The sequence below is a fragment of the Enterococcus sp. DIV0724b genome (genome assembly GCF_050531475.1).
Classification (GTDB): domain Bacteria; phylum Bacillota; class Bacilli; order Lactobacillales; family Enterococcaceae; genus Enterococcus_L; species Enterococcus_L haemoperoxidus.
On record NZ_CP172890.1, the window covers coordinates 1,054,351 to 1,076,411 of the forward strand.

Sequence of the window (22,061 nt, forward strand, 5' to 3'; positions counted from 1 at the left end):
TTGAAACCATTAACACTAACATTAAAAAACTTTGGACCTTACATTGCTGAAACGATTGACTTTAATAAGTTTGAGGACTCGTCACTATTTTTGATCAGTGGCAAGACAGGTTCCGGGAAAACCACTATTTTTGATGGAATGAGTTATGCTTTATTTGGTGAAAGCTCAGGAAAGTTACGACAAGGTAAAGAAATGCGATCAACATTTGCAGATCCATCGGAACCAACTGAGGTTCATTTAGCTTTTTCTCATGGCGACTATTTTTATGATATCACGAGAAAACCAGAACAAGAACTTTATAAAAAACGTGGTGATGGTACTCGTACTCAAAGTGCAAAGATCTCACTGATCGTCAAAGATTCTTCTGGAAAAGAGCTTAGAGAATACACGAAACGCCGAGAAGTAGATAGCTTTATTCAAGAACTGCTGCATTTAGATGCAACGCAATTTGCTCAGATTGTTCTCTTACCGCAAGGAGAATTTAGAACATTTTTAATTGCAAATAGTAATGATAAAGAAAAAGTGCTACGAAATTTGTTTGGCACACAATTGTATCAGACCTTAAATGAGCTGTTAAAATCTCAATTGAAGACCGTCAATCAAGGTATTGAAGCAACGCAGCAAACCATCCAAGCAAAATTAGATCAACTATATTGGCAAGAAAAATTACAAGAAGAGCTTTCTGTAGAGCAACAATTAGCTATGTTAGAGCAGCAACAAGAAGAGATGATCAAGCTACAAGCTACAGAAAAATCAGAGTTGTCTATTTTACAAAAACAAAAGCAGAAAAAAGAACAAGAAAAATTTGCTTTGGAAGAACTAGCAAATGAGTTTACAAAACAAACCCAGCTAAAAAAACAAAAAGAAGAATTAGACCAAGCGGCCGAGAAGATCGAAACATTACGATTTGAAGAACAACAACTGCAATGGGTGAAAAATCATCAAGGTTTGATTGAAAAAATCGATGACAAAGTCAATTTACTTATCACTAACGAGCAAGAGCTCAAAGCGAACCGAACAAAACAAATAACCCAGCAGCAACTAATCAAACGATGGGAAAGTGCACAAAAAGAAACTTTAGCTCAAGTTGCTGAAATAAATAAAATCAAAGAAAAAGTTACAACGTTACAATTCCAAATCCCGCTCTATGAAGAGAAGGAAAAAGTATCGAACACGATCAAAAAAAATGCTATAGAGCTAGAGACATTAAAAACAAAGCTCACTGAAATAAAAGAAATACAAGTAAAAACTGAACAAGACTATCAAAAGGAACGCATTGTTATAGAAAGACAGGTTCAAATTGAAAAAGAACAGCTAGAATTAGAACGTCATCAAGCGCAATGGCAGACTTTTTTAGAAAATTGGGAAAAGCAACAACAACTTGAAGTGAAAAGAATTGCAATCAAGGAACAGTTGAAGGATAAGAGTGCACAACTAAAGCAAGCTATGATTGAGAAAGAGTCGATGTATCAACAAGTAGCCAAGCAAAAAAGCCAGTGGGCAAAAATGCAGATCAGCCGTTTGAGTTTGTTTTTAGTGGACGGCGAACCATGCCCAGTTTGCGGTTCAGTGGAGCATCCAAATCAAAACGAGCATCAAGAGTTTTCGTTAGAGGAAATTCAAGCAATCGAAAATCAACTCAATGACATTGAGAAAACAGCTCAAAAACAAGAAGCGATGGTTGCAAAATTAAAAGCGCAGGTTGCTCAAGTAAAACTTACTGAACAAGAACTACAAGAGGAATTAGACGGGCAAAATAACAAAGTTAGTTCATTAGTCAAACAATTACAAGAAAAACAAATTATCACGCTAAAAACGTCGTTAATCCCAGAAGCAATTGAACAAGTGACGGCTGATTTTCAAATTTGGACTGACAAAATTGAACTTGAATTAGAGCAAATCGAGATTGCTAAAGCTAAATGTATCGAACTAGAAAAGTCGGTTAAAGAGCAACAACTAAAAGTGCTTGAACACGAGACCGTTGTCACTGAAAAGCAGCAAGAACAATCAGCTAATCAAACAAAGCTAAAAACGATCTCAGAACAATTAAGTGATGAACATCTAACTTTAACTGAAATAATAACGAGCAAAAAACTACTAGAACAGCAAATAATCCAATGGGAAACAGAAAAGCAAGAAATCGAAGAAAAACTTGCTGAGGTCAAAGAAAGCCAATTATTATTGAAAAATAGTGAAGCACATCTTGGAAAAGAACAAGCCGCAAATTTAGCAGAAAAAATAGCATTAGAACAAGAATTAACTACTGCTTTAAAAGAATCAAATTTTGAATTCAACGAGAAAATAGTCCGTCTTTTATTGAAAGAAGTGTCAAAATTAGAAGCAATCAAAGAAGAATTGACTGCTTTTGATAAGAAGAAAGATCAACTGACATTTCAATTAAACGAACTAGAACAAAAGCTGAAAAATAAGGAACAGCCGGAGACAACGAACCTAGTAGAGGACATTGCAGCATTGACAGTTTCGCTAGAAGCAAAAGAAGTAAATTACTATCAACAGCAAGAAAAAATTCAAGCCAATGAAAAAATTCAAAAACAAGTCAAAGAATTGATTGCTTCAGTTGAGCAGCAGTGGGAAGAAGTGACTGCTTTACATCAATTGGCAACGACTGTCAACGGTGATAATCCAAGAAAAACGAGTTTGGAAAGATATGTCTTACAAACGTATTTAGAAGAGGTTCTAAAAGTTGCCAATCAACGTTTGGGTTTATTAACGAATAATCGTTATCAATTTGAATTGAATCAAGATTCCGGAAGTTATAAGAATCAAACGGGCCTTGAAATCAATGTATATGATGATAATGCTGGAAGTACTCGCAGTGCTCATACTTTATCCGGTGGTGAAAGCTTTATCGCAGCTTTAGCGTTGGCACTGTCATTGGCAGAAGTAATCCAAGAGCAAGCTGGCGGTGTTTTAATTGAAGCGTTGTTTATTGATGAAGGATTTGGTTCTTTAGATGAAGAAGCCTTGGAAATGGCGATGGAGGCATTGGAAACAATCGAAAATGAAGGAAGAATGATCGGTATTATTAGTCATGTAAGTGAATTAAAAGCACGAATTCCACAGCAATTACAAATCCAAACAAACGGAAATGGTCAAAGTCAAGTGACCTATCAAACAGCTTAACCGAGGAGGTGAGAACATGAAGTGGAGTATTCCAGAAAGAATCGTTGAACGTGGCAGGGAATATATGAAAGAAGGCAGAGTCTTGTCGGTCGTACAAGATCCTGACCAAAAAATTTGGCATGCAGAAGTTTTAGGAAATGAACTGTATCGTGTGCAATTAGATGGCACAGCCAAAGAAAATGATATTTGTGAATGCCCTTATTGGAAAGATCATGGTTATTGCAAGCATACTGTTGCAGTTGAACTATATCTACGTCACAAAGGAAGTTCTAGAATCATAAAAGCGGATCAACCAGTTACTTTTGAAAAACGATCTCTGTCTATTTCAGAAATGTTTACCAAAGGTTTTGCTAAGCTGAATCAATCAGAAGAAAAAAGTAAAATCACACCGTTGACCGTTGAATATATTGTGGATGTGATTGAAACAAACAATTACTATCCAGAGTTAGCTGTTTTAGGTGTTTCGCTGCGACTTGGAAATCAAGGCGTCAAACCTAAAACCTATATCATTAAAAATATTGGTGAGTTTTTCCAGACATTCCAAAAAGAAGGTAGCTTTTTAATCAATAAGCAGCATCATTTTGATATAGTCAAAGAAGCTTTTTCAATTGAAAATCAAGAGTTGTTGGAGCAGTTGGCGGCAATTTATCAAACGAGTCAATTATTGGGTTCTAATGGTATTCAAGTCAAAGGGAAAATCGATAAACGGTATCTTGTTTTACCAATTGATCAAGGACAAAAATTACTTGAAAAAATGAGTCAAATCCCTCATTTTCAATTAAACGATGAGGAAACAAAATACCGTCGCCTTACATTCGTAAAAGGCGCTTTGCCAATTTATTTTGATCTAAGCAAACAACTAGACAGTACGTATAAGTTAGTAATAGATGATCAGATAACAACCTTTTTATCTCATTACCAATGGGGGTTTAGTAAAGATCAAGTCTATATTTTTACACAAGAACAAGAAGCAATCTATACGACCTTGTTACAATTGCTAAAAAGGATTGAAAAACCAGAGATCATCTATGAAAAACCTGAGTTATCAGATTTATTTGGTAGTGTTATACCTTTATTGGAAAAACTAGGGACAGTGACGGTTAGTGAAGATGTAGCTCAAGAAGTGATTTATCATCCGTTAGAGACAATCTTTATTTTTCGGAAAATCAAAGGAATGATCAAAGTTCGGGTGGACTTCACTTATGGAGAAGTTGTTTTTTCAACCGATAAGGAGCATTCAGTTGTTTCTGGAGCAAATCAAGAAGTAGTGCGTGATGGAAAACAAGAACAAAAAATCCTAGAACAATTAACGGCATTCGGCTATCAAAAAGTTGCGGAGGGGTATGAAAAAGTTTTACCAGCTGGTGAACGTCTATATTATTTCTTTAAAGCAGAAGTTCCGACTTTCCGTCATTTAGGTGAAGTTCGTATGGGGAAAAAATTACGTGAATTGTATTTAGATGCGGCTCATCATCAACCCTTGATCGAAGTTTCTGACTCTGATTCTTGGCTAGATGTGCGCTTTGATATAACTGGGATCGCAGAACAAGAAATTGATGCTGTTTTAGCCAGCTTATTACGAAATGATCGTTTTTATACTTTGGAGACTGGAGAAGTTTTATCTTTAGACTCAGAAGAGTTTCAACAGACAAGTGAAGTTTTGACGATGCTGAGAAATAATATGAAAAATGTTCAAGGAACGATTCAAGTACCGAGAAATCAAGGGTTGATGATCGAAAGTATGCTTGAAAATAATACTCGGGCTCATTTTTCAGATTCCTTTAGAGAAATGGTTTCAAATTTGACCCATCCAGAGGAATTTGAAGCGGTCCTACCTAAAAAAATCCAAGCAACGCTTAGAAATTATCAAATCGATGGGTTTAAATGGCTAAAAATGCTTAGTTATTATCAATTTGGTGGTATTTTAGCAGATGAAATGGGGCTTGGGAAAACCCTTCAAACAATTACCTATTTATTATCTGAAAAAGAAGAACAAAAACAAACAGGAGCAGCGTTGATCGTAGCGCCAGCTAGTTTGATTTATAACTGGGCAGCTGAGTTAAAGAAATTCGCTCCAGATTTACAAGCAGAAGTCGTTGCTGGAAATAAATCTGAACGTGAAAAACTAGCAAATCAGGCAGAATTAGATGTGTTGATCACCTCATATGCGAGTCTTAGACAAGATATTGATATGTATCAAGGATTAAATTTAGGTTATTTGATATTAGATGAAGCCCAAATGGTAAAAAATAGCGGAACAAAGACAGCTCAAGCGTTAAAAAGTTTGAAAGTTCCTCAACGTTTTGCTTTAAGTGGCACACCAATCGAAAATAATTTAGATGAATTATGGTCAATATTCCAAATGATCATACCAGGATTATTTCCTTCTAAGACCTTGTTTAGGTCGATGAAACCAGAAGAAATCGCTAAAATGATTCAGCCATTTATTCTAAGACGAGACAAGAAAACGGTGTTAGCAGACTTACCAGATAAGATCGAAAGTAATTTATACAGTGTTCTCACGGAAGAACAAAAGACGGTTTACTTAGCTTATCTAAAACAAATGCAAGAAGATGTTAGTCAAATGGATCAAGATGCTTTCAAGAAGAATCGCTTGAGCATTCTAGCAGGATTAACTCGTTTACGCCAAATTTGTTGTGATCCTAGTTTGTTCATTGATGATTATACCGGTGGTTCTGGAAAACTAGAACAAGTTAAAGATTTGTTGGTAGCTGCTAAAGAAAACAATCGACGTGTGTTGCTCTTTTCTCAGTTTACCAGTATGTTATCAATCATCGAAGAAGAACTGCATAAATTAGATTTATCAACATTCTACTTAAGAGGAAGTACGAAACCTAAAGAACGGATGGAAATGGCAGATGCTTTTAATGCTGGTGAGAAAGATGTCTTTTTGATTTCATTGAAAGCAGGAGGAACCGGCTTAAATTTAACTGGTGCTGATACTGTGATTCTTTACGATTTATGGTGGAATCCGGCTGTAGAAGAACAAGCTGCCGGACGTGCACATCGAATTGGTCAAAAGAATGTGGTAGAAGTTTGGAGAATGATTGCAGAAGGAACGGTTGAAGAAAAAATGAACTCGTTACAACAGGAAAAACGTGAACTATTCCAAAAAGTGATCCAAGGAAACGAAGAGCAATTAGCTAAAATGACAGAAGACGATATTCGAATGATTTTGAGTATTGGGGAATAAAAGAAAAATGCAGCATATGCTTAGAGAAAATCTAAGTGTATGCTGCATTTCTCTTTTATGAAAATAACGATTGAATCGTTGGAAATAACTCTTCAAAAGAAGTAACTTCTTTAATATGATAAGGTTCTTCATCAGCAGGCATATCTCTCAAACGATGATTGAACCATAACGATTTCCAGCCACCATTTTTAGCACCAGCGATATCATTTTCGAAGCTATCGCCTACATACAATGTGCGTTCACAGTCCATTCCGAACTCTTTTGCCGCAAGATCAAAAATTTCTCTTTCCGGTTTTTGGAAACCAGTACTTTGAGAAATAATAATATTGTCAGTAGGAACCCAATTTTCAAGTTGAAGTTGTTTTACTTTTTTAAATTGATGATCTGTAGGTCCATTTGTAATGATCCCCATGGGAATATTTTTTTCTTTTAAGAAATCAAATACTTTTTTTACTTCTGGATGCATGACGATATTATCCAGTTCATCTTCATACGTTTTTTGAAAAGTTAGACCATCCTCTTGTGAAACAGGTGGATAATTCAGGTCTGTTAATGACTCATTGATTCGGTAAAAGCGCATATATTCTAGTGTCCATTCGTTAGCCATGACCTTTGGGAAAGTTTCATCGCTATGGAAACGAAAACGAATATACAATGCATGCATGTCTTCATTTTTTACACATGGAAACACTGATTTAATTGCGTTTCTAAAAGGTTGTTGCTGGTCATAAATCGTATCATCAACATCAAAAACAATAGTTTTCATTAAAAAAATTGCACCCCTTAATAATTTTCAGGAAATTTTTCAAAATCCTCTTTCATTGTAGCGAACTTTTTCACAAAAGAACAGAAAGAAAATTTTAATTTAGATTAGAATGCTGACAGGATAGGACTATTAATTGGGGATCGATTATAAGAAGGTGAGTGTTATATGGAAAATAAAAATTTTTTTGACATAAGGATAAAGCTCTATTCATCTGTGAAAGACTAAAGCTATTTTATTGATCAAAAAGCAAATAAAAAAACATGTTTGGCGAATTTATTCTTCAGAAAAGTAACATCGATAGTAAATTTTTGAAGTAGAAAAAAATTCCTACATTTAGTATAATAAAAAACAGAAACACCGATCAGGCCTATCTTCCCCAAGACATAAGCTACTCATCGGTGTTTTTTATGATGTACATGTATACGTATAATTTACCAAATTGCTTACGTATTATCAAGTGATTGACATAACAGTATATAGAGGTTTTCAAAATGTCTAAAAAACTGGAGAGAATGTCTTTCCTCCAGTTTGGATTTTCAATAAATGTGATGACTTGTCTATCTGAGATTATCTTTTTTCGTATCCCCAATAACGAAAGTTGCACCAAAAATAATAGATAATACTGACCAAATATATAGATCTCCATATCCACCAGCCAGTAAGAAAGCAATGATTCCCCCTACAATATAAAATCCAGCAGCGACAAACCCACCATTACCTGAAGAATTTCGAGTTGCAATAGCAACAATTCCTGCTACTAACAAACAGACGGCTAAAAGCATACCCGCACTTCCACTCGCTTCGCCATTGTTATTTATGCTGTTTGCTATGCCTGCAACACAAGATTGAAATAAAACTAATAATGATAAAATAATACTTATAATCCCAATAACTAATTTAGCTGTTTTCACTTAAACACTCCTTATAATAATAAATAGTAGCTATGTTTTGAGCACATAGACTTATCTATAATATAGTTTAAATAACAATTTTTAAACTTAAAAATGGCGTTAGTAGTGACTTCTTTTTCTTGTCTGTTTTTTTGAATTAAATACGATTATTTGTTTAATGACTAGAATAGATTGGATGAAGATACATCACAGCTATTTTTAAGTATTTAAGAGTTTTCAAACTTTGCATACTGCTCTTTCTTTGCGTATAATAGTCATAGTGTCAGAAGAAAGGGGAGTTTATGTTAAAACGATTTTTTAGTTATTATCGACCATATAAGCACTTATTTATTTTAGATTTTGGTTGTGCTGTTCTAGCTGGTTTGCTGGAATTGTCATTTCCAGTTGTTGTGAATCAAGTCATCGATAAAATCATGCCAAAGGGAAATTTCCGATTGATTGGATTAGCCTGTGCTGGTTTGCTTTTATTTTATATACTTAATACTTTTTTACAGTATATCGTGGTATTTTTTGGTCATAAATTAGGTGTCAATATTGAAACGGATATGCGCCGAGAATTATATGAACACTTACAAACGCAACCGTTTGAATATTATGATAATCAAAAGACTGGGAAACTGATGAGTCGATTGACGACAGATTTGTTTGAAATATCTGAAGTTGCCCACCATGGGCCAGAAGATGTATTTATTACAATCATGACCTTAGTTGGATCATTTTACTTGATGCTTCAAATCCATGTGCAACTGGCTTTAGCGACATTTATCGTGTTGCCATTCATCACGGTGGCCTTAATTTTCTTCAATAAGAAGATGACAAAAGTTAATACAAAAATTTACGATAACCTTGGAGACTTTAATGCAGGGGTGGAAGCGTCTGTCAGTGGGATTCGTGTGACTCAGTCGTTTGCTAATGAGCCATTTGAACGTAAGCGCTTTGAAGGATTGAATCAAGCCTACCGCCAATCCAAAATAACTTTTTATAAAGTAATGGGAATCAGCTCTGCATATAATTACTTTTTAATTCGTTTGATCAATTTGTTCGCATTGATTTTTGGGGCATATTATACGATTAAAGGTGAGATTACAGATGGTCAGTTCGTCGGATTTATTCTTTTATCGAACGTTTTTGTCCGTCCAATCGAAAAAGTGAATAATATGATTGAAAGTTATCCAAAAGGAATTGCCGGATTTAAACGATTTACAGAAGAGATTGATAAGAAGCCTGCGATTCAAGATAAACCTGATGCAATGATGGTGAATCATTTGCATGGTGACATCATCTATGAGGATGTTTCATTTTCTTATGCTGATTCTACGAAAGTATTAAATCACATTGATTTGCAGATCGTACCAGGTGAAACGGTCGCTTTCGTAGGTCAAAGTGGTTCAGGTAAAACAACTCTATGTAATTTATTACCGCGTTTTTATGAAGTAACAGAAGGACGAATTACCATTGATGGAATCAATATTCAAGACATGACACTAGCTTCATTGAGAAGTCAAATTGGGATTGTCCAACAAGATGTTTTCTTATTTCCTGGTACGATTCGGGAAAATATTGCTTATGGAAAACTCGATGCAACAGAAGAAGAAATCCAAAAAGCAGTTCAACTAGCTCATTTAGAAAAAGTAGTCGATCAAATGTCAGATGGCTTAGATACAATGATCGGTGAGCGAGGGGTAAAACTTTCTGGTGGTCAAAAACAGCGAGTAGCAATTGCTCGTATGTTCCTAAAAAATCCGCCAGTCTTAATTTTAGATGAAGCGACTTCTGCTTTAGATACGGAGACAGAACAAGTGATTCAAGAATCACTAAATTCTCTAGCAAAAGGTAGAACAACCTTAATCATTGCTCACCGTTTGGCAACAATCAAACATGCGACAAGAATCATTGTAGTCAGCGATAAAGGGATATTAGAAGAAGGAACACATGAAGAGTTACTAGCAAAAGGCGGACATTATCGACGCTTGCATGATGCACAATTTAGAGACTAAAAAAACAAGCTGATTTTTTCAGCTTGTTTTTTTGCTAATTTCTTTTACGAGGTTTTCTTCCTAGGCCAATAGCATTTTTCATTCGTTGTAATGTTTTATTAGCGACTAAACGAGCTTGCTCGGCGCCTCTATCAAGGATATCATCTAATTCATCAGAAACGAGTAACGCATGATAACGTTCTTGAATCGGAGCAAGTAAATCAACGACTGCCTCGCCTAAATCTGTTTTAAATTCACCGTAACCTTTTCCTTCATAAGCCGCAGCTATTTCATCAATAGGTCGACCGGTGGCTGCAGAGAAAATACTTAGTAAATTTGAGATGCCAGGTTTGTTTTCAGGATCATATTCAATAATGCCTGTTGAATCAGTTACAGCTGATTTGATTTTCTTGCGGATGACAGTAGGTTCATCCAACATGGAAATAAACCCTTTAGCATTTGAATCGGATTTACTCATTTTGCTAGTTGGATCTTGTAAGCTCATCACACGTCCGCCTTGTTCGGCGATTTTTACTTCTGGAAGAACCAGAATTTCTTGATTTGCTTGTCCGTAACGTTTATTAAATCGTTCTACAAAATCTCGTGTCAGTTCTAAATGTTGTTTTTGATCGTCACCGACAGGAACCAGGTTTGCGTTGTATAAAACAATATCTCCGACCATTAAAGGTGGGTAAGTTAATAGCCCAGCGCTAACTCCTGTGCGTCCATTCTTCTGTGATTTATCTTTGAATTGAGTCATACGTTCTAATTCGCCGATCGTTGTATTACATTGAATGATCCAAGCAGCCTCAGCGTGAGCCGATACCTCTGATTGGATGAAAATCGTTGCTTTTTCAGGATCAAGTCCTACTGCTAAATAAAGTGCAGCTAAGCTACGAGTTTGTTGGCGTAGTTTCAACGGATCTTGAGGAACTGTAATAGCGTGTTCATCAACTATACAAAAATAACAGTTATAGTGATTTTGTAATTCAATAAATTGTTTCATTGCACCAATATAATTTCCGATTGTGGGAATTCCACTAGGTTGGATGCCTGAAAAAATAGTTTCCATAAAGTAACCACCTTAATCAATTAATAAAAAGTCATGTTACCATTATACAGCTAAAAAGAAAAAAAAACAGGATTACTGGAAAAAAATAAAATGTCAGAATTTTTAGACTAGTACAGTTGTAGCAGATTATTGAAGCTGTATTAGTTTTTAAGTTTTTGAAAACGTTATAATTTTATGTTGAAAAAAACAGTACTTTATTTTAATATTTAAAAAAAACACGTAAAATAACGAAAAATTATGTTTTTTCTTGGAAAAAGAGCTAGTATTTTTATTAGAAATTGGGTATACTTACATTAAATAGGAAAACAGTTAGATTTCCTGTTTCAAAAAAGTGATGAGAATCACAAAAAGGAGTGATGCACATGTTGACACTTTATACTTCCCCAAGTTGTACGTCTTGCCGTAAGGCTCGTGCATGGTTGCAAGAACACGAGATTCCATTCAAGGAAAGAAATATCTTCTCAGAACCATTGAATATTTCTGAATTGAAAGCAATTTTGCGAATGACAGAAGATGGAACAGAGGAGATTATCTCTACTCGTTCTAAGGTTTTCCAAAAACTCAATATGGATTTGGATGAACTTCCGTTGCAAGATTTGCTAGAGTTAGTAAAAGAGAATCCTGGATTGTTGCGTCGACCAATAATGATTGATGAAAAAAGATTACAGGTTGGTTTTAATGAGGATGAAATTCGACGTTTCTTGCCAAGAGGAGTTAGGCAGTTGGAATTACGTCAAGCGCAATTGATGGCAGGTTTATAAAATGTAAAAGGAGAACCTTTGTCCTTGTGGCAAGGGTTTTCTTTTGCAATTAATCTCTACATAGCAATACATGAGTTATCATTTTTTTTATAAATACTTATAAAAAAATACATATAGGTACATAGAACAAGAGTTAAGGATTATACTAAGACAACAGTTTATTTAGGAATATTGTTACTTTTCCCTTTACATTTGGCGTGATTCCGCTACAATGTACGTAAGAATAAGTTTCCTGATTAGCAAAAGTGAGGTGTAGCGACATGGAAATGGAACATATCAATGAAAATACCATACGTGTGTTGATTGGTAATGAGGATCTGGCTGACAGAGGAATCACTTTTTTAGATTTACTTGGCAACCACAAGGAAGTAGAGAATTTTTTCTATAGTATTTTAGAAGAAGTTGATGTGGAAGATGAATTTCAAGGTAGTGAAGCTGTTACCTTTCAGGTTCTGCCGAAAAGTGATGGATTGGAACTATTTATTAGTAAGAATGCATCTATCGATGAAGTATCTAATTTTGAAGGGTTTAATGATCTAAATCCGGAAGAGGTTAGTAATATAATTCGTAAACAAATCGAAGAAGACTTTGCGGATGAAACACAGGAATTTACTGATGATACAGTAAAGAATTTAGTGTTTGAACTAAATGATTTTGATACAATGGTTCAGCTAGCAAATGAAGTATTTTTGCAGTCTGTGATAGCAAATTTATATACATTTAAAGGAACATATTATCTCCAAGTCATATTCTTGTTGGATGAGTTAGGGAAAAACGATGTAGAGAATGAATTAGCTCAGTTATTGGAATTTGCTAATTTATCTACAGTTACACCTGAGACACTGAATGAATATGGAACATGTATCATGGAACGAAATGCGTTAGAATTAACAAGATATTATTTTGAATAAACGAAAGAAGCTGAAACAGAGCATAATTGCTTTGTTTCAGCTTTTTTAATGATTCATCCTATTTCTTGCGTATTTCATTATGAGGTGAGTTATATGTTGAATGCATATTCAAAAGATAAAGAAGTTGTAACACTGTTGAATTTGTCTCGAGAAGAAATCGAGCAACTTAAAGGAAGCATGTATTATTGCCCTGTTTGCAATCAGCCTGTTCGAATAAAGAACGGTAAAGTTAAATTACCGCATTTTTCTCATTATAATAATAGTGACTGCAGTATTTATTCTGAAGGGGAGACAATCGAGCATCTGGCTCTTAAAGAAGTTTTTGCAAAATGGTGTGAAAAGGAATCTATTCCTTATGAATTAGAAAAATATTTACCAGCATTAAATCAGCGCCCAGATCTTTTGATAGGCAATATTGCTCTAGAGATTCAGTGTAGTTCATTAAGTACACAGCGATTGGTTGAACGAACCCAAAGATATCAAAAACATGGGTTTATTCCAATTTGGATTTGCGGAAAAAAACTATTTTCTAACCACTTAGTCTTAAGCGAGTTAGTTAAAAATTTGTGTTATTTTTCAGATAGTTTAGGTTTTTATTTGTGGACAGCAGACTGGGAAATGAAAGAATTGACTTTGCATTTTCATATTGAAGAGGATTGGAAAAAAAGAGTGTATTCTTCAACCAAAGTTTGGTCCTTTTACGATGGTTTTTTATCGGAAATTTTTAAATTTCCGAATAAATCTAAAATATATATTAAAAGAAAATTCAAAATTGGAGAACTAGTACAAGGGTATTATATTGAGTTGAACAGAAAATTATATAGGAGGGATGAGAAGATAAGAATCGTTCAAACTGAATTATATAACAATCGATTTCATCTTCTTCAATTGCCAAATTGGTTCTATTATCCTGGTCTCCATATTTTTTGTTGTAGAGGTTCTGACCTGCTATTAAAAGTAAGAGTTTGGAGATGGGTACAGTTTTTTGACCAGAATGTTTTTGAGCAATCAGAATTGATTCAAGTTCTAAAAACAGAATTGGAAAAATCCATTGCGTTGTTATACGAGTTGCCTAATATTCCATTTGAAACAATTCAAGCCTATTGTTTGAATCAACTGCTGATGTACTTGATTGATTGTAAACATTTAATTCGAGTTAAAACAGGCTGGAAAATTGAAGCTGGAAGTTCTGATCAAAAGATAGACGATGTGAAAGAGTGGTTGAAAAGAATTGAAAATAAATGTCTAATAACTGCTACTCCTTTTAAAAATGTGATAAGATAAATCTATATAAGAATAATTCAAAAAAGGGGCCGATGTAATGAGTGAAGCAAAGCAATTACCAGAACGTTCAAGTTTACCAATAGAGAAGACTTGGGACTTGACCAAAATTTTTAAAGATGATCAAGCTTTTGATGAGGCAATTCAAGCCTTATCTAATGAGTTAAAAGAAGTTGAGCATTTCAAGGGCACACTAGATAAAGGCAGCGATACATTTTTAAGCAGCATTGAAATGCTATTAAGCATTTATCGTAAAATCGAAGTGATTTATGTCTATTCTCATCTAAAAAATGATCAAGATACGACGAATACAACCTACCAAGCATTATATGCTAGAGCAAGTTCTTTATTAGCACAAGCAAGCGAAGCAGTAGCTTGGTTTGAACCAGAAGTACTATCATTAAGTGATGACAAGATTTGGGGCTATTTCGAAGAGAATCCAAAATTAGATATATATAGACATTTTATTGAAAATATCTTGAGCGATCGTCCGCACATTCTATCAGCCGATCAAGAAGCATTGTTGGCAGGTGCTGGAGAAATTTTTGAAGCATCGAGCAATACGTTTTCTATTTTGAATAATGCGGATCTGAAATTTCCAGTAATCGAAAACGAAGATGGTGAAAAGATCCAATTGACTCATGGTGTTTATGGTCAATTAATGGAAAATGTACACAGAAGTGTTCGTGAAGAAGCGTTTAAAGGCTTGTATACGGTTTATGATCAATTTAAAAATACTTTTGCTCAGACGCTTAGCTCACATGTTAAAGCCCATAATTATAAAGCCAAAGTTCGTAACTATTCTTCGGCTAGAGAAGCAGCTTTGAGTAACAATCATATTCCAGAAAGTGTTTATGATACATTGATTGATGTTGTAAATCAAAAGTTGCCGTTGCTTCATCGTTATGTATCGCTGCGTAAACGTTTGTTAAAATTAGATGAACTACATATGTATGATATGTATACACCAATTTTAGGAGAGGCTTCAATCAAATATACTTATGAAGAAGCCAAAGAAAAAGCAATCACTGCCTTAAATCCAATGGGAGAAGAATATTTAAATGTTGTGAAAACAGCGTTCAATGATCGCTGGATCGATGTGATCGAAAATCAAGGAAAACGTAGTGGAGCCTATTCATCTGGCGCCTATGATACTGTACCTTATATCTTAATGAATTGGCATGACAGTTTAGATCAATTGTACACATTAGTACATGAAATGGGGCATAGCGTTCATAGTTATTTTACCCGTAACAATCAGCCGTATGTTTATGGAGATTATTCAATTTTCTTAGCTGAAATAGCTTCAACAACGAATGAAAATCTTTTAACAGAATATTTATTGGAAACAGAGACAGACCCTAGAATTCGTGCATATGTATTGAATCATTATTTAGATGGTTTTAAAGGAACGATTTTCCGTCAAACACAATTTGCTGAATTTGAACATTTTATTCATACTGAAGATGCTAAAGGCACTCCATTAACTAGTGAGTATTTAGGTGATTATTATGGAGAATTAAATCAGAAGTATTATGGTCCAGAAGTGATGAAAGATCCAGAAATTTCATTAGAATGGTCACGGATTCCTCATTTTTACTACAATTATTATGTTTATCAGTATGCTACAGGTTTTTCAGCTGCATCTGCATTGGCGAATAAAATATTAGCAAATGAGCCGCATGCTTTGGAAAATTATTTGACTTACTTGAAGTCAGGTAGTAGTGATTACCCGATCCAAGTAATGAAAAAAGCTGGAGTAGATATGACAAAACCACAATATATTGAAGATGCTATGAAAGTCTTTGAATCAAGACTAGGTGAATTAGAAGAACTTGTGGCAACCTTAGAACAATAAAAAATAGAAAAAGTAACCCCTTCGTAATCAAACCGAAGGGGTTACTTTTTAATCATTCTCTTTATCATTGAAAATTAAAGCAAATGCAAATGTCCATGTGGAACTCGAGGTTCATTGTAATGATTCAATTCAAATTTTTCATGAAAATACTGTAGATTATCTTCAGATGTTTCACAAAGTTTTTTAATCTCATCCATTGACTCGCAGTCTTCTACTAGAACACCAAAATCACGATCACATGTATAGTTATAAACTACGGCAGATGGGTGTTTTACGATTCCCATTTCACGAGCAATTTGTTGATCTGTTTGAAAAGACTCTTTTACAAAGTTAGACTTTCGATCGGCTTTAAACATATCCAAGTCACCACCAGCTTCTACTACAAGTTTTTCGGCTAGTTCTGTGGAGTAGGGAATGTTCTCTACTGCCACAGCTTGTTGTAAGCCAAGGAGTAAATGGCGGCCTTTTTTCTTTCCTTGTAGTTGTGCAGCTTTATAATCTAATGCAGCTGAATAAATATCTTCAAACAATTGATTACGTTGCTCAATATCATGTGTTGGAATATCAAACAACTTTATAAGATGATTTATGGTCCGCATATTAACTAGCGGAATGAAACGAAATTGAATTTTTTTATTTTCAGTTTCAACCAATTTTAAAATATCCTTTTCTACGTTGAGACAAATGCCCCCCAAAGGATTAACGAACAGATAGATTTCAATCATTCATACTTCCTCCAATTTGACCCTTTTGCGACTAGACATCATTTCTCAACTAAGTGTCCCTAATTTATCAGAAAATCTGGGAAAAATGAAATGATATGTTTTTACTATAATAACTTCTTAATCTTTCTCTTTTGAGCTTTGCATCATGCGTTGGATTTTGTTTGGTGACGGGGATTCTTTGATATTCAAAGTATTCAATAAGGCAAGAAAATCTTTCTTTCCGTTAACGACGTCATCTACTTCTAACTCCAATTCAAAATCATGTTGCTCATTGTACCAACTTTCATCTAGCGCGAGTAAACCTTGGGGAAGTTTTATTTCTGCTCGTTTAGTTGTTAAGTTGCCGATTAAACGTAAATCGTTTTTGTCGATTCCTAAAATAGTCAACTTGTTGTATACATTTCCAGAACCTGGAAGTGTAGTCGATTCAACGATCTGCCGAGCTTCCTCAATAGAAAGCGCATCGTTGATTTCAAGCAAGCCGACTTTTTCAGGGATTTTCAAAGTGATTTCTGCATTATTTGATAGTATACGAACTCTTAAACCGATATGTTTTTCTTTTAACTGAAAATCGGCTGAATCAAAATAATAATTGCTTTGCGTAAAAAATTGCTCTTCTTTTAGTTGAAAGTAGTCAACGGTGTGTGAAAACTCTTCAATAGATAATAATGTTTTAAATTCTATTTCTAAATTCTCGCTCACTAGTTTTTGACCTACCTTCTTTAATTTAATTCAATTTTTGCATACTTTACCTGTTTACGTCAAGAAAAGTGAACTAGAAGTTAAAAAATTCGCTATTGTTGAAAAATTTTATACAATTTCTCAAATTACCCTATTTTTCTCGGCTCTATGGTAAAATAAGCTGTGAATCAAATTCAAAGAAATAGAGGGATGAGGATGGAGAAAGAGTGGGAGCTTTTTCTGGCACCGTATGAACAGGCTGTTGGAGAAATGAAAGTTAAGCTGCGCGGAATCCGCAAGCAGTTTCGAGAACAAAATAAACATACACCTATTGAGTTTGTAACAGGTCGAGTAAAACCTGTAGATAGTATTTTAACAAAAGCGGCATTACGTAATATCCCTGTTAATCGTTTAGAAGAAGAAATGCAAGATATTGCCGGTCTTCGAATCATGTGCCAGTTTGTTGAAGATATTCGGCAAGTGGTGGATATCATCCGCAATCGAAAAGATTTGAAAATCATTCAAGAACGAGATTATATTACAAATAAAAAAGAGAGCGGTTATCGTTCGTATCATTTGGTGATAGAATATCCTGTCCAATTGATCACAGGTGAAAAAAATATTTTAGCTGAAATCCAAATACGTACATTAGCAATGAATTTTTGGGCCACGATCGAACATTCATTAAACTATAAATATCAAGGTGCTTTTCCAGAAGAAATGAAAGAGCGATTGCAACGTGCAGCTGAAGCAGCTTACCAATTAGATGAAGAAATGTCCACGATTCGAGAAGAAATTCAAGAAGCGCAACATCTATTTTCACATGGACGAGGAAAATCCAAAGATAATTATTATCAAAAATTCAATGATAATAAAGAGAAGTTAGATCAAGAATAGGAGGAGGAAAATGAAAGTAGCCATCGTTCATAATCATGAACACAAATCAAATGAAGTTACCCGTCATTTACTCCTGCTTTTAAAAAAGAATAAAATCGAAATTGATGACCATCAACCAGACCTAGTGATTTCTGTTGGAGGAGATGGGACATTATTATCAGCATTTCATCGTTTTAGTCATCGACTGGATGAAGTCAGTTTTTTAGGCGTCCATACGGGGCATTTAGGATTTTATACAGATTGGCGAGATTATGAGTTAGAAGAATTAGTTCAAAGCTTGTTAGTTCATCAAGAGCAAAGTATCAGTTATCCTTTGTTGGATGTGAAAATTAGTTTTCATGGTAATAAACCAGATAAGCATTTTTTAGCATTGAATGAATCAACAATCAAGCGTGCAAATCGTACGATGGTCGCAGATGTCTTTATCAAAGATGAGTTATTTGAGCGATTTCGTGGAGATGGTTTATCTGTATCAACGCCAACGGGATCGACAGCTTACAATAAAAGTATTGGTGGTGCGGTCTTGCATCCAAGCATCAATGCGTTTCAACTTGCTGAAATTGCTTCATTGAATAATCGGGTTTTTCGAACATTAGGTTCTCCGATCGTGATTGCTCATACTGAATGGGTTCAAATCAAGTTGCAGGAAAGTAATGATTATTTGATTACAGTTGATCAACTGGACATCTATCAAGACGATATCAAATCGATTTATTATCGAATTGCAGATGAACGTATTCATTTCGCATCATACCGACATATGCATTTTTGGCATCGAGTTAAAGATGCCTTTATTAGTGAGGATTAATAAATTAATGGAATTTAATTGGACAGTAGAAAAAAAAGAACCGCAGCAAGTTAAATATTTTTTAAAAGAGCAAGGGATTTCTAAAGGTCTGTTAGCTAAAATCAAGTTTCAAGGTGGTAAAATCGAGGTCAATCATTCTGTTGAAAATGTATTATTCAAGTTATCTTTAGGTGACGAAGTGACAATCACGATCCCTGATGAAAAAGAACATGAGACGTTACTCGTGGATGATGTACCGATTGATATTGTTTTTGAAGATGAACATTATTTAATCGTGAATAAACCAGCAGGGGTTGCATCAATTCCTGCTCAGTACCATCCAAATGGTACTATGGCTAATCGAGTGAAGGCATATTTTAAGAAGCAACAGTATAAAAATCAGGTGATCCATGTAGTAACTCGATTAGATCGTGATACAACAGGCTTGATGTTATTTGCCAAACACGGTTTTGCCCATGCTATGTTGGATCAGGAATTACGGAAAAAAGAAGTCATCAAAATTTATCAGGCTTTGGTTGGAGGTACAGTATCTGAATTAAAAGAGCATACAACAATCAAGCTTCCGATTGGCCGTGATCTATCTTCTATATTAAAGAGAACTATAGTCGAAACAGGCCAACAGGCTGAAACAGAGTATTGGCTGACGAAACGTAAGGGTGATGAAGCGCTAGTAAACATTCAGCTACATACAGGGAGAACACATCAAATCAGAGTTCACTTTGAAGCGATTGGGTGTCCATTGTTAGGCGATGACATGTATGGTGGTAAAATGAATAGTGGTATTGCTCGACAGGCGTTACATTGTTGTCAATTGAGCTTTGTCCATCCATTTACAAAAAAACGATTAAATCTAACTTCTCCTTTAGCAGAAGATATGAAACAAATTGTAGATCAACTATAGAGTGAAAGGAGAGGTTAAGGTGAATGAAGGACAAGAAATGGAAGAGCATTTCTCATTGTTGTTAGAAAAACTGAAAGAGCAGCAAATGGCTGAATTTCGCGAGTTATTTTTAACACTTCATATTTATGAGCAAGGACAATTTTATCAATCAATCGATGAAGCAGATAGAAAACAAATTTATAGTTATTTGTCACCAAAAGAGTTGGCAGATATGTTTGATGTTATCGAAGAAGATAACGAAAACATGAAGGATTATATTGCGGAAATGCGTCCAAGTTACGCTGCAGAAATGTTGTCAGAAATGTATACAGATAACGCAGTTGACTTATTGAATATGTTGGATAAAAGTCAGAAGGCAAAATATCTGAGCTTGATGAGTACAGAAGATGCTGGTGAAATCAAAGAATTACTGCACTACGAAGATGATACAGCAGGATCGATTATGACAACAGAATTCGTTTCGATCGTTGCAAATCAAACTGTACGTTCTGCCATGTATGTGTTGAAAAATCAGGCAGATGTAGCTGAAACGATTTATTATGTTTATGTGGTAGATCAGGAAAACCATTTGGTAGGAGTTATTTCATTACGTGATTTGATTGTTAATGATGACGATACAATGATCTCGGATGTATTAAGTGAGCGGGTCATCTCAGTTCATGTGGGCGATGACCAAGAAGATGTTGCACAAACAATTCGTGATTACGATTTTCTAGCATTACCAGTCACAGATTATGATGACCACCTTTTAGGAATCGTTACGGTTGATGATATTATCGATGTTATTGATGATGAAGCAGCTAGTGATTACTCTGGTTTAGCTGGGGTAAATGTTGAAGAAGTCAGTGAAAATCCAATCAAAGCTGCGTCGAAACGTCTGCCTTGGTTAATTACGTTATTGTTTTTAGGAATGTCTACAGCAACTTTAATCAGCCATTATGAAGAATTAGTTAGTGAAGCAAGTATTTTAGCTGTGTTCATTTCATTGATTACAGGGACTGCTGGAAATGCCGGTACGCAATCATTGGCGGTTGCAGTCAGACGTCTGGCCGTATCAGATGAAAAAGATAATAATTTTGGTCGTTTGATTCTTAGTGAGGTCTTAACCGGGCTTGTAACGGGTGCTGTGACAGGTGTGGCGATTTTCATCGTCGTTGGCATCTGGCAACATAATTTTCCGTTAGGCTTTGTGATTGGGATGGCGATGCTTTGTGCGATCACTGTAGCGAACCTGGCAGGTAGTTTGATTCCGATGCTGATGGACAAATTAGGATTTGATCCAGCAGTTGCTAGTGGCCCGTTTATTACGACATTGAGTGATTTAACTAGTGTCTTGATTTATTTTAATATTGCTAGTTTATTTATGCAGTATTTTGTTTGATAAAGAAAGTTACCCCCAGTCGGAAGATATGGGGGCTTTTTTGACTATAAAAAAGAGATAACCAGATCGAATCACTTCGAGTTTGATTATTCCCTTTATCAAGTTATTATCCTACTATTTTTGTGCCGTGAACTTCATTAACGTTTAAAGTACTTATAACTGTTTCAACATTCTTATCTGAAATACCGCCACCAGGTAAAATAATAATCCGATCATTAGCATAAGCGATCAATTCATTTAAATGGTCAAAATTGTCTTCAATAGCTGTTCCAGAAGGTCCCCCATGCGTTAAAATCCGATGTACATCATGTTCTGCTAGCCAGTCAATCGCTTTAAATTGATTTTCTTTACTTAACACATCAAAAGCCATGTGGAAAGTGATCTGCAAACCTTCAGCAGTATCGATCAATAACTCAAGTGCTTCTTCGTCTAACCAATTATCCTTTGTCAGACAACCTAAAACAACACCATCTGTGCCGATTTTTTTAGCTTCGATAAGATCTGTATGCATGATCTTAAGTTCGATATCATTATAAATAAAATCTCCGCCTCGTGGTCTGATGATCGTCATTACTGGAATCGACTTTTCTCCAGCGTATGAAACTACTTCTTCAATAACACCTGTACTAGGGGTTGTACCACCGACAGCGAGATTATCACATAATTCGATACGTCCAGCACCATTTCGGATGGCAGTTGGGATATTTGTGAAATTTTCAGCACAAAATTCTTTGATCATTCGTTTCACTCCTTGTTTTTTCTTCACAGGCATTG

17 protein-coding genes are annotated in these 22,061 nt (G+C 35.1%); 11 read left to right on the top strand and 6 right to left on the bottom strand.

Annotated features, from left to right (window positions below):
* Together IGJ02_RS04955 and IGJ02_RS04960 are read left to right on the top strand one after the other, a co-directional pair.
* Positions 1-3,144: an AAA family ATPase gene (locus IGJ02_RS04955; RefSeq protein ID WP_430603482.1), complete on the top strand. Its 3,144-nt coding sequence runs from the start codon at positions 1-3 to the stop codon at positions 3,142-3,144.
* A 16-nt stretch (positions 3,145-3,160) separates the two neighbouring features.
* Positions 3,161-6,358, top strand: coding sequence for a DEAD/DEAH box helicase (locus tag IGJ02_RS04960; protein WP_010760713.1), 3,198 nt, complete (start codon positions 3,161-3,163; stop codon positions 6,356-6,358).
* A 55-nt stretch (positions 6,359-6,413) separates the two neighbouring features.
* On the opposite strand, the gene IGJ02_RS04965 is transcribed toward IGJ02_RS04960, so the two are convergent.
* Positions 6,414-7,124 carry an HAD family hydrolase gene (locus tag IGJ02_RS04965; RefSeq protein ID WP_430603483.1) on the bottom strand — a complete coding sequence of 237 codons (711 nt, stop codon included), beginning with the start codon at positions 7,122-7,124 and terminating at the stop codon, positions 6,414-6,416.
* A gap of 557 nt (positions 7,125-7,681) precedes the next feature.
* Positions 7,682-8,035 carry a hypothetical protein gene (locus IGJ02_RS04970; protein ID WP_430603484.1) on the bottom strand — a complete coding sequence of 118 codons (354 nt, stop codon included), beginning with the start codon at positions 8,033-8,035 and terminating at the stop codon, positions 7,682-7,684.
* 281 nt (positions 8,036-8,316) lie between these two features.
* Here IGJ02_RS04970 and IGJ02_RS04975 point away from each other — a divergent pair, with 281 nt between their 5' ends.
* Positions 8,317-10,032 (top strand): ABC transporter ATP-binding protein, encoded by a 1,716-nt coding sequence (locus tag IGJ02_RS04975; RefSeq protein WP_430603485.1) that lies wholly within the window; start codon positions 8,317-8,319, stop codon positions 10,030-10,032.
* Between the two features lie 34 nt (positions 10,033-10,066).
* On the opposite strand, the gene trpS is transcribed toward IGJ02_RS04975, so the two are convergent.
* Positions 10,067-11,083 carry a tryptophan--tRNA ligase gene (gene trpS / locus IGJ02_RS04980; protein WP_430603486.1) on the bottom strand — a complete coding sequence of 339 codons (1,017 nt, stop codon included), beginning with the start codon at positions 11,081-11,083 and terminating at the stop codon, positions 10,067-10,069.
* Between the two features lie 362 nt (positions 11,084-11,445).
* On the opposite strand from trpS, the gene spxA reads away from it, so the two are divergent.
* From spxA to pepF, 4 genes are all read left to right on the top strand, one after another.
* Positions 11,446-11,844, top strand: a complete 399-nt coding sequence (gene spxA / locus IGJ02_RS04985; RefSeq protein ID WP_010760718.1) for a transcriptional regulator SpxA — start codon at positions 11,446-11,448, stop codon at positions 11,842-11,844.
* 260 nt (positions 11,845-12,104) lie between these two features.
* A complete protein-coding gene (locus IGJ02_RS04990) occupies positions 12,105-12,755 on the top strand; it encodes an adaptor protein MecA (protein WP_430603487.1) in 651 nt (216 codons plus the stop codon).
* Between the two features lie 93 nt (positions 12,756-12,848).
* On the top strand, positions 12,849-14,039 hold the full coding sequence (locus IGJ02_RS04995; RefSeq protein WP_010760720.1) for a competence protein CoiA: 1,191 nt from the start codon (positions 12,849-12,851) through the stop codon (positions 14,037-14,039).
* Between the two features lie 37 nt (positions 14,040-14,076).
* The gene (gene pepF / locus IGJ02_RS05000) at positions 14,077-15,894 is read left to right on the top strand and encodes an oligoendopeptidase F (protein WP_010760721.1); all 1,818 of its coding nucleotides are present in this window, start codon (positions 14,077-14,079) and stop codon (positions 15,892-15,894) included.
* Positions 15,895-15,968: 74 nt separating this feature from the next.
* On the opposite strand, the gene IGJ02_RS05005 is transcribed toward pepF, so the two are convergent.
* Both IGJ02_RS05005 and IGJ02_RS05010 read right to left on the bottom strand, forming a co-directional pair.
* On the bottom strand, positions 15,969-16,619 hold the full coding sequence (locus tag IGJ02_RS05005; protein WP_010760722.1) for a DsbA family protein: 651 nt from the start codon (positions 16,617-16,619) through the stop codon (positions 15,969-15,971).
* Between the two features lie 117 nt (positions 16,620-16,736).
* The gene (locus IGJ02_RS05010; RefSeq protein ID WP_430603488.1) at positions 16,737-17,321 is read right to left on the bottom strand and encodes a CYTH domain-containing protein; all 585 of its coding nucleotides are present in this window, start codon (positions 17,319-17,321) and stop codon (positions 16,737-16,739) included.
* Positions 17,322-17,516: 195 nt separating this feature from the next.
* Here IGJ02_RS05010 and IGJ02_RS05015 point away from each other — a divergent pair, with 195 nt between their 5' ends.
* Genes IGJ02_RS05015 through mgtE form a run of 4 tightly spaced genes read left to right on the top strand, consistent with a single transcriptional unit; the run spans position 17,517 to position 21,287 of the window.
* Positions 17,517-18,197 carry a GTP pyrophosphokinase gene (locus tag IGJ02_RS05015; RefSeq protein WP_010760724.1) on the top strand — a complete coding sequence of 227 codons (681 nt, stop codon included), beginning with the start codon at positions 17,517-17,519 and terminating at the stop codon, positions 18,195-18,197.
* A 10-nt stretch (positions 18,198-18,207) separates the two neighbouring features.
* The gene (locus IGJ02_RS05020) at positions 18,208-19,005 is read left to right on the top strand and encodes an NAD kinase (protein WP_010760725.1); all 798 of its coding nucleotides are present in this window, start codon (positions 18,208-18,210) and stop codon (positions 19,003-19,005) included.
* 7 nt (positions 19,006-19,012) lie between these two features.
* A complete protein-coding gene (locus IGJ02_RS05025) occupies positions 19,013-19,906 on the top strand; it encodes an RluA family pseudouridine synthase (protein WP_010760726.1) in 894 nt (297 codons plus the stop codon).
* A gap of 19 nt (positions 19,907-19,925) precedes the next feature.
* Positions 19,926-21,287 (top strand): magnesium transporter, encoded by a 1,362-nt coding sequence (mgtE, locus tag IGJ02_RS05030; protein WP_430603489.1) that lies wholly within the window; start codon positions 19,926-19,928, stop codon positions 21,285-21,287.
* Between the two features lie 106 nt (positions 21,288-21,393).
* Here the strand turns inward: mgtE and IGJ02_RS05035 are convergent, their stop codons facing one another.
* A complete protein-coding gene (locus IGJ02_RS05035; RefSeq protein ID WP_010760728.1) occupies positions 21,394-22,026 on the bottom strand; it encodes a copper homeostasis protein CutC in 633 nt (210 codons plus the stop codon).
* Between the last annotated feature and the right edge of the window lie 35 nt (positions 22,027-22,061).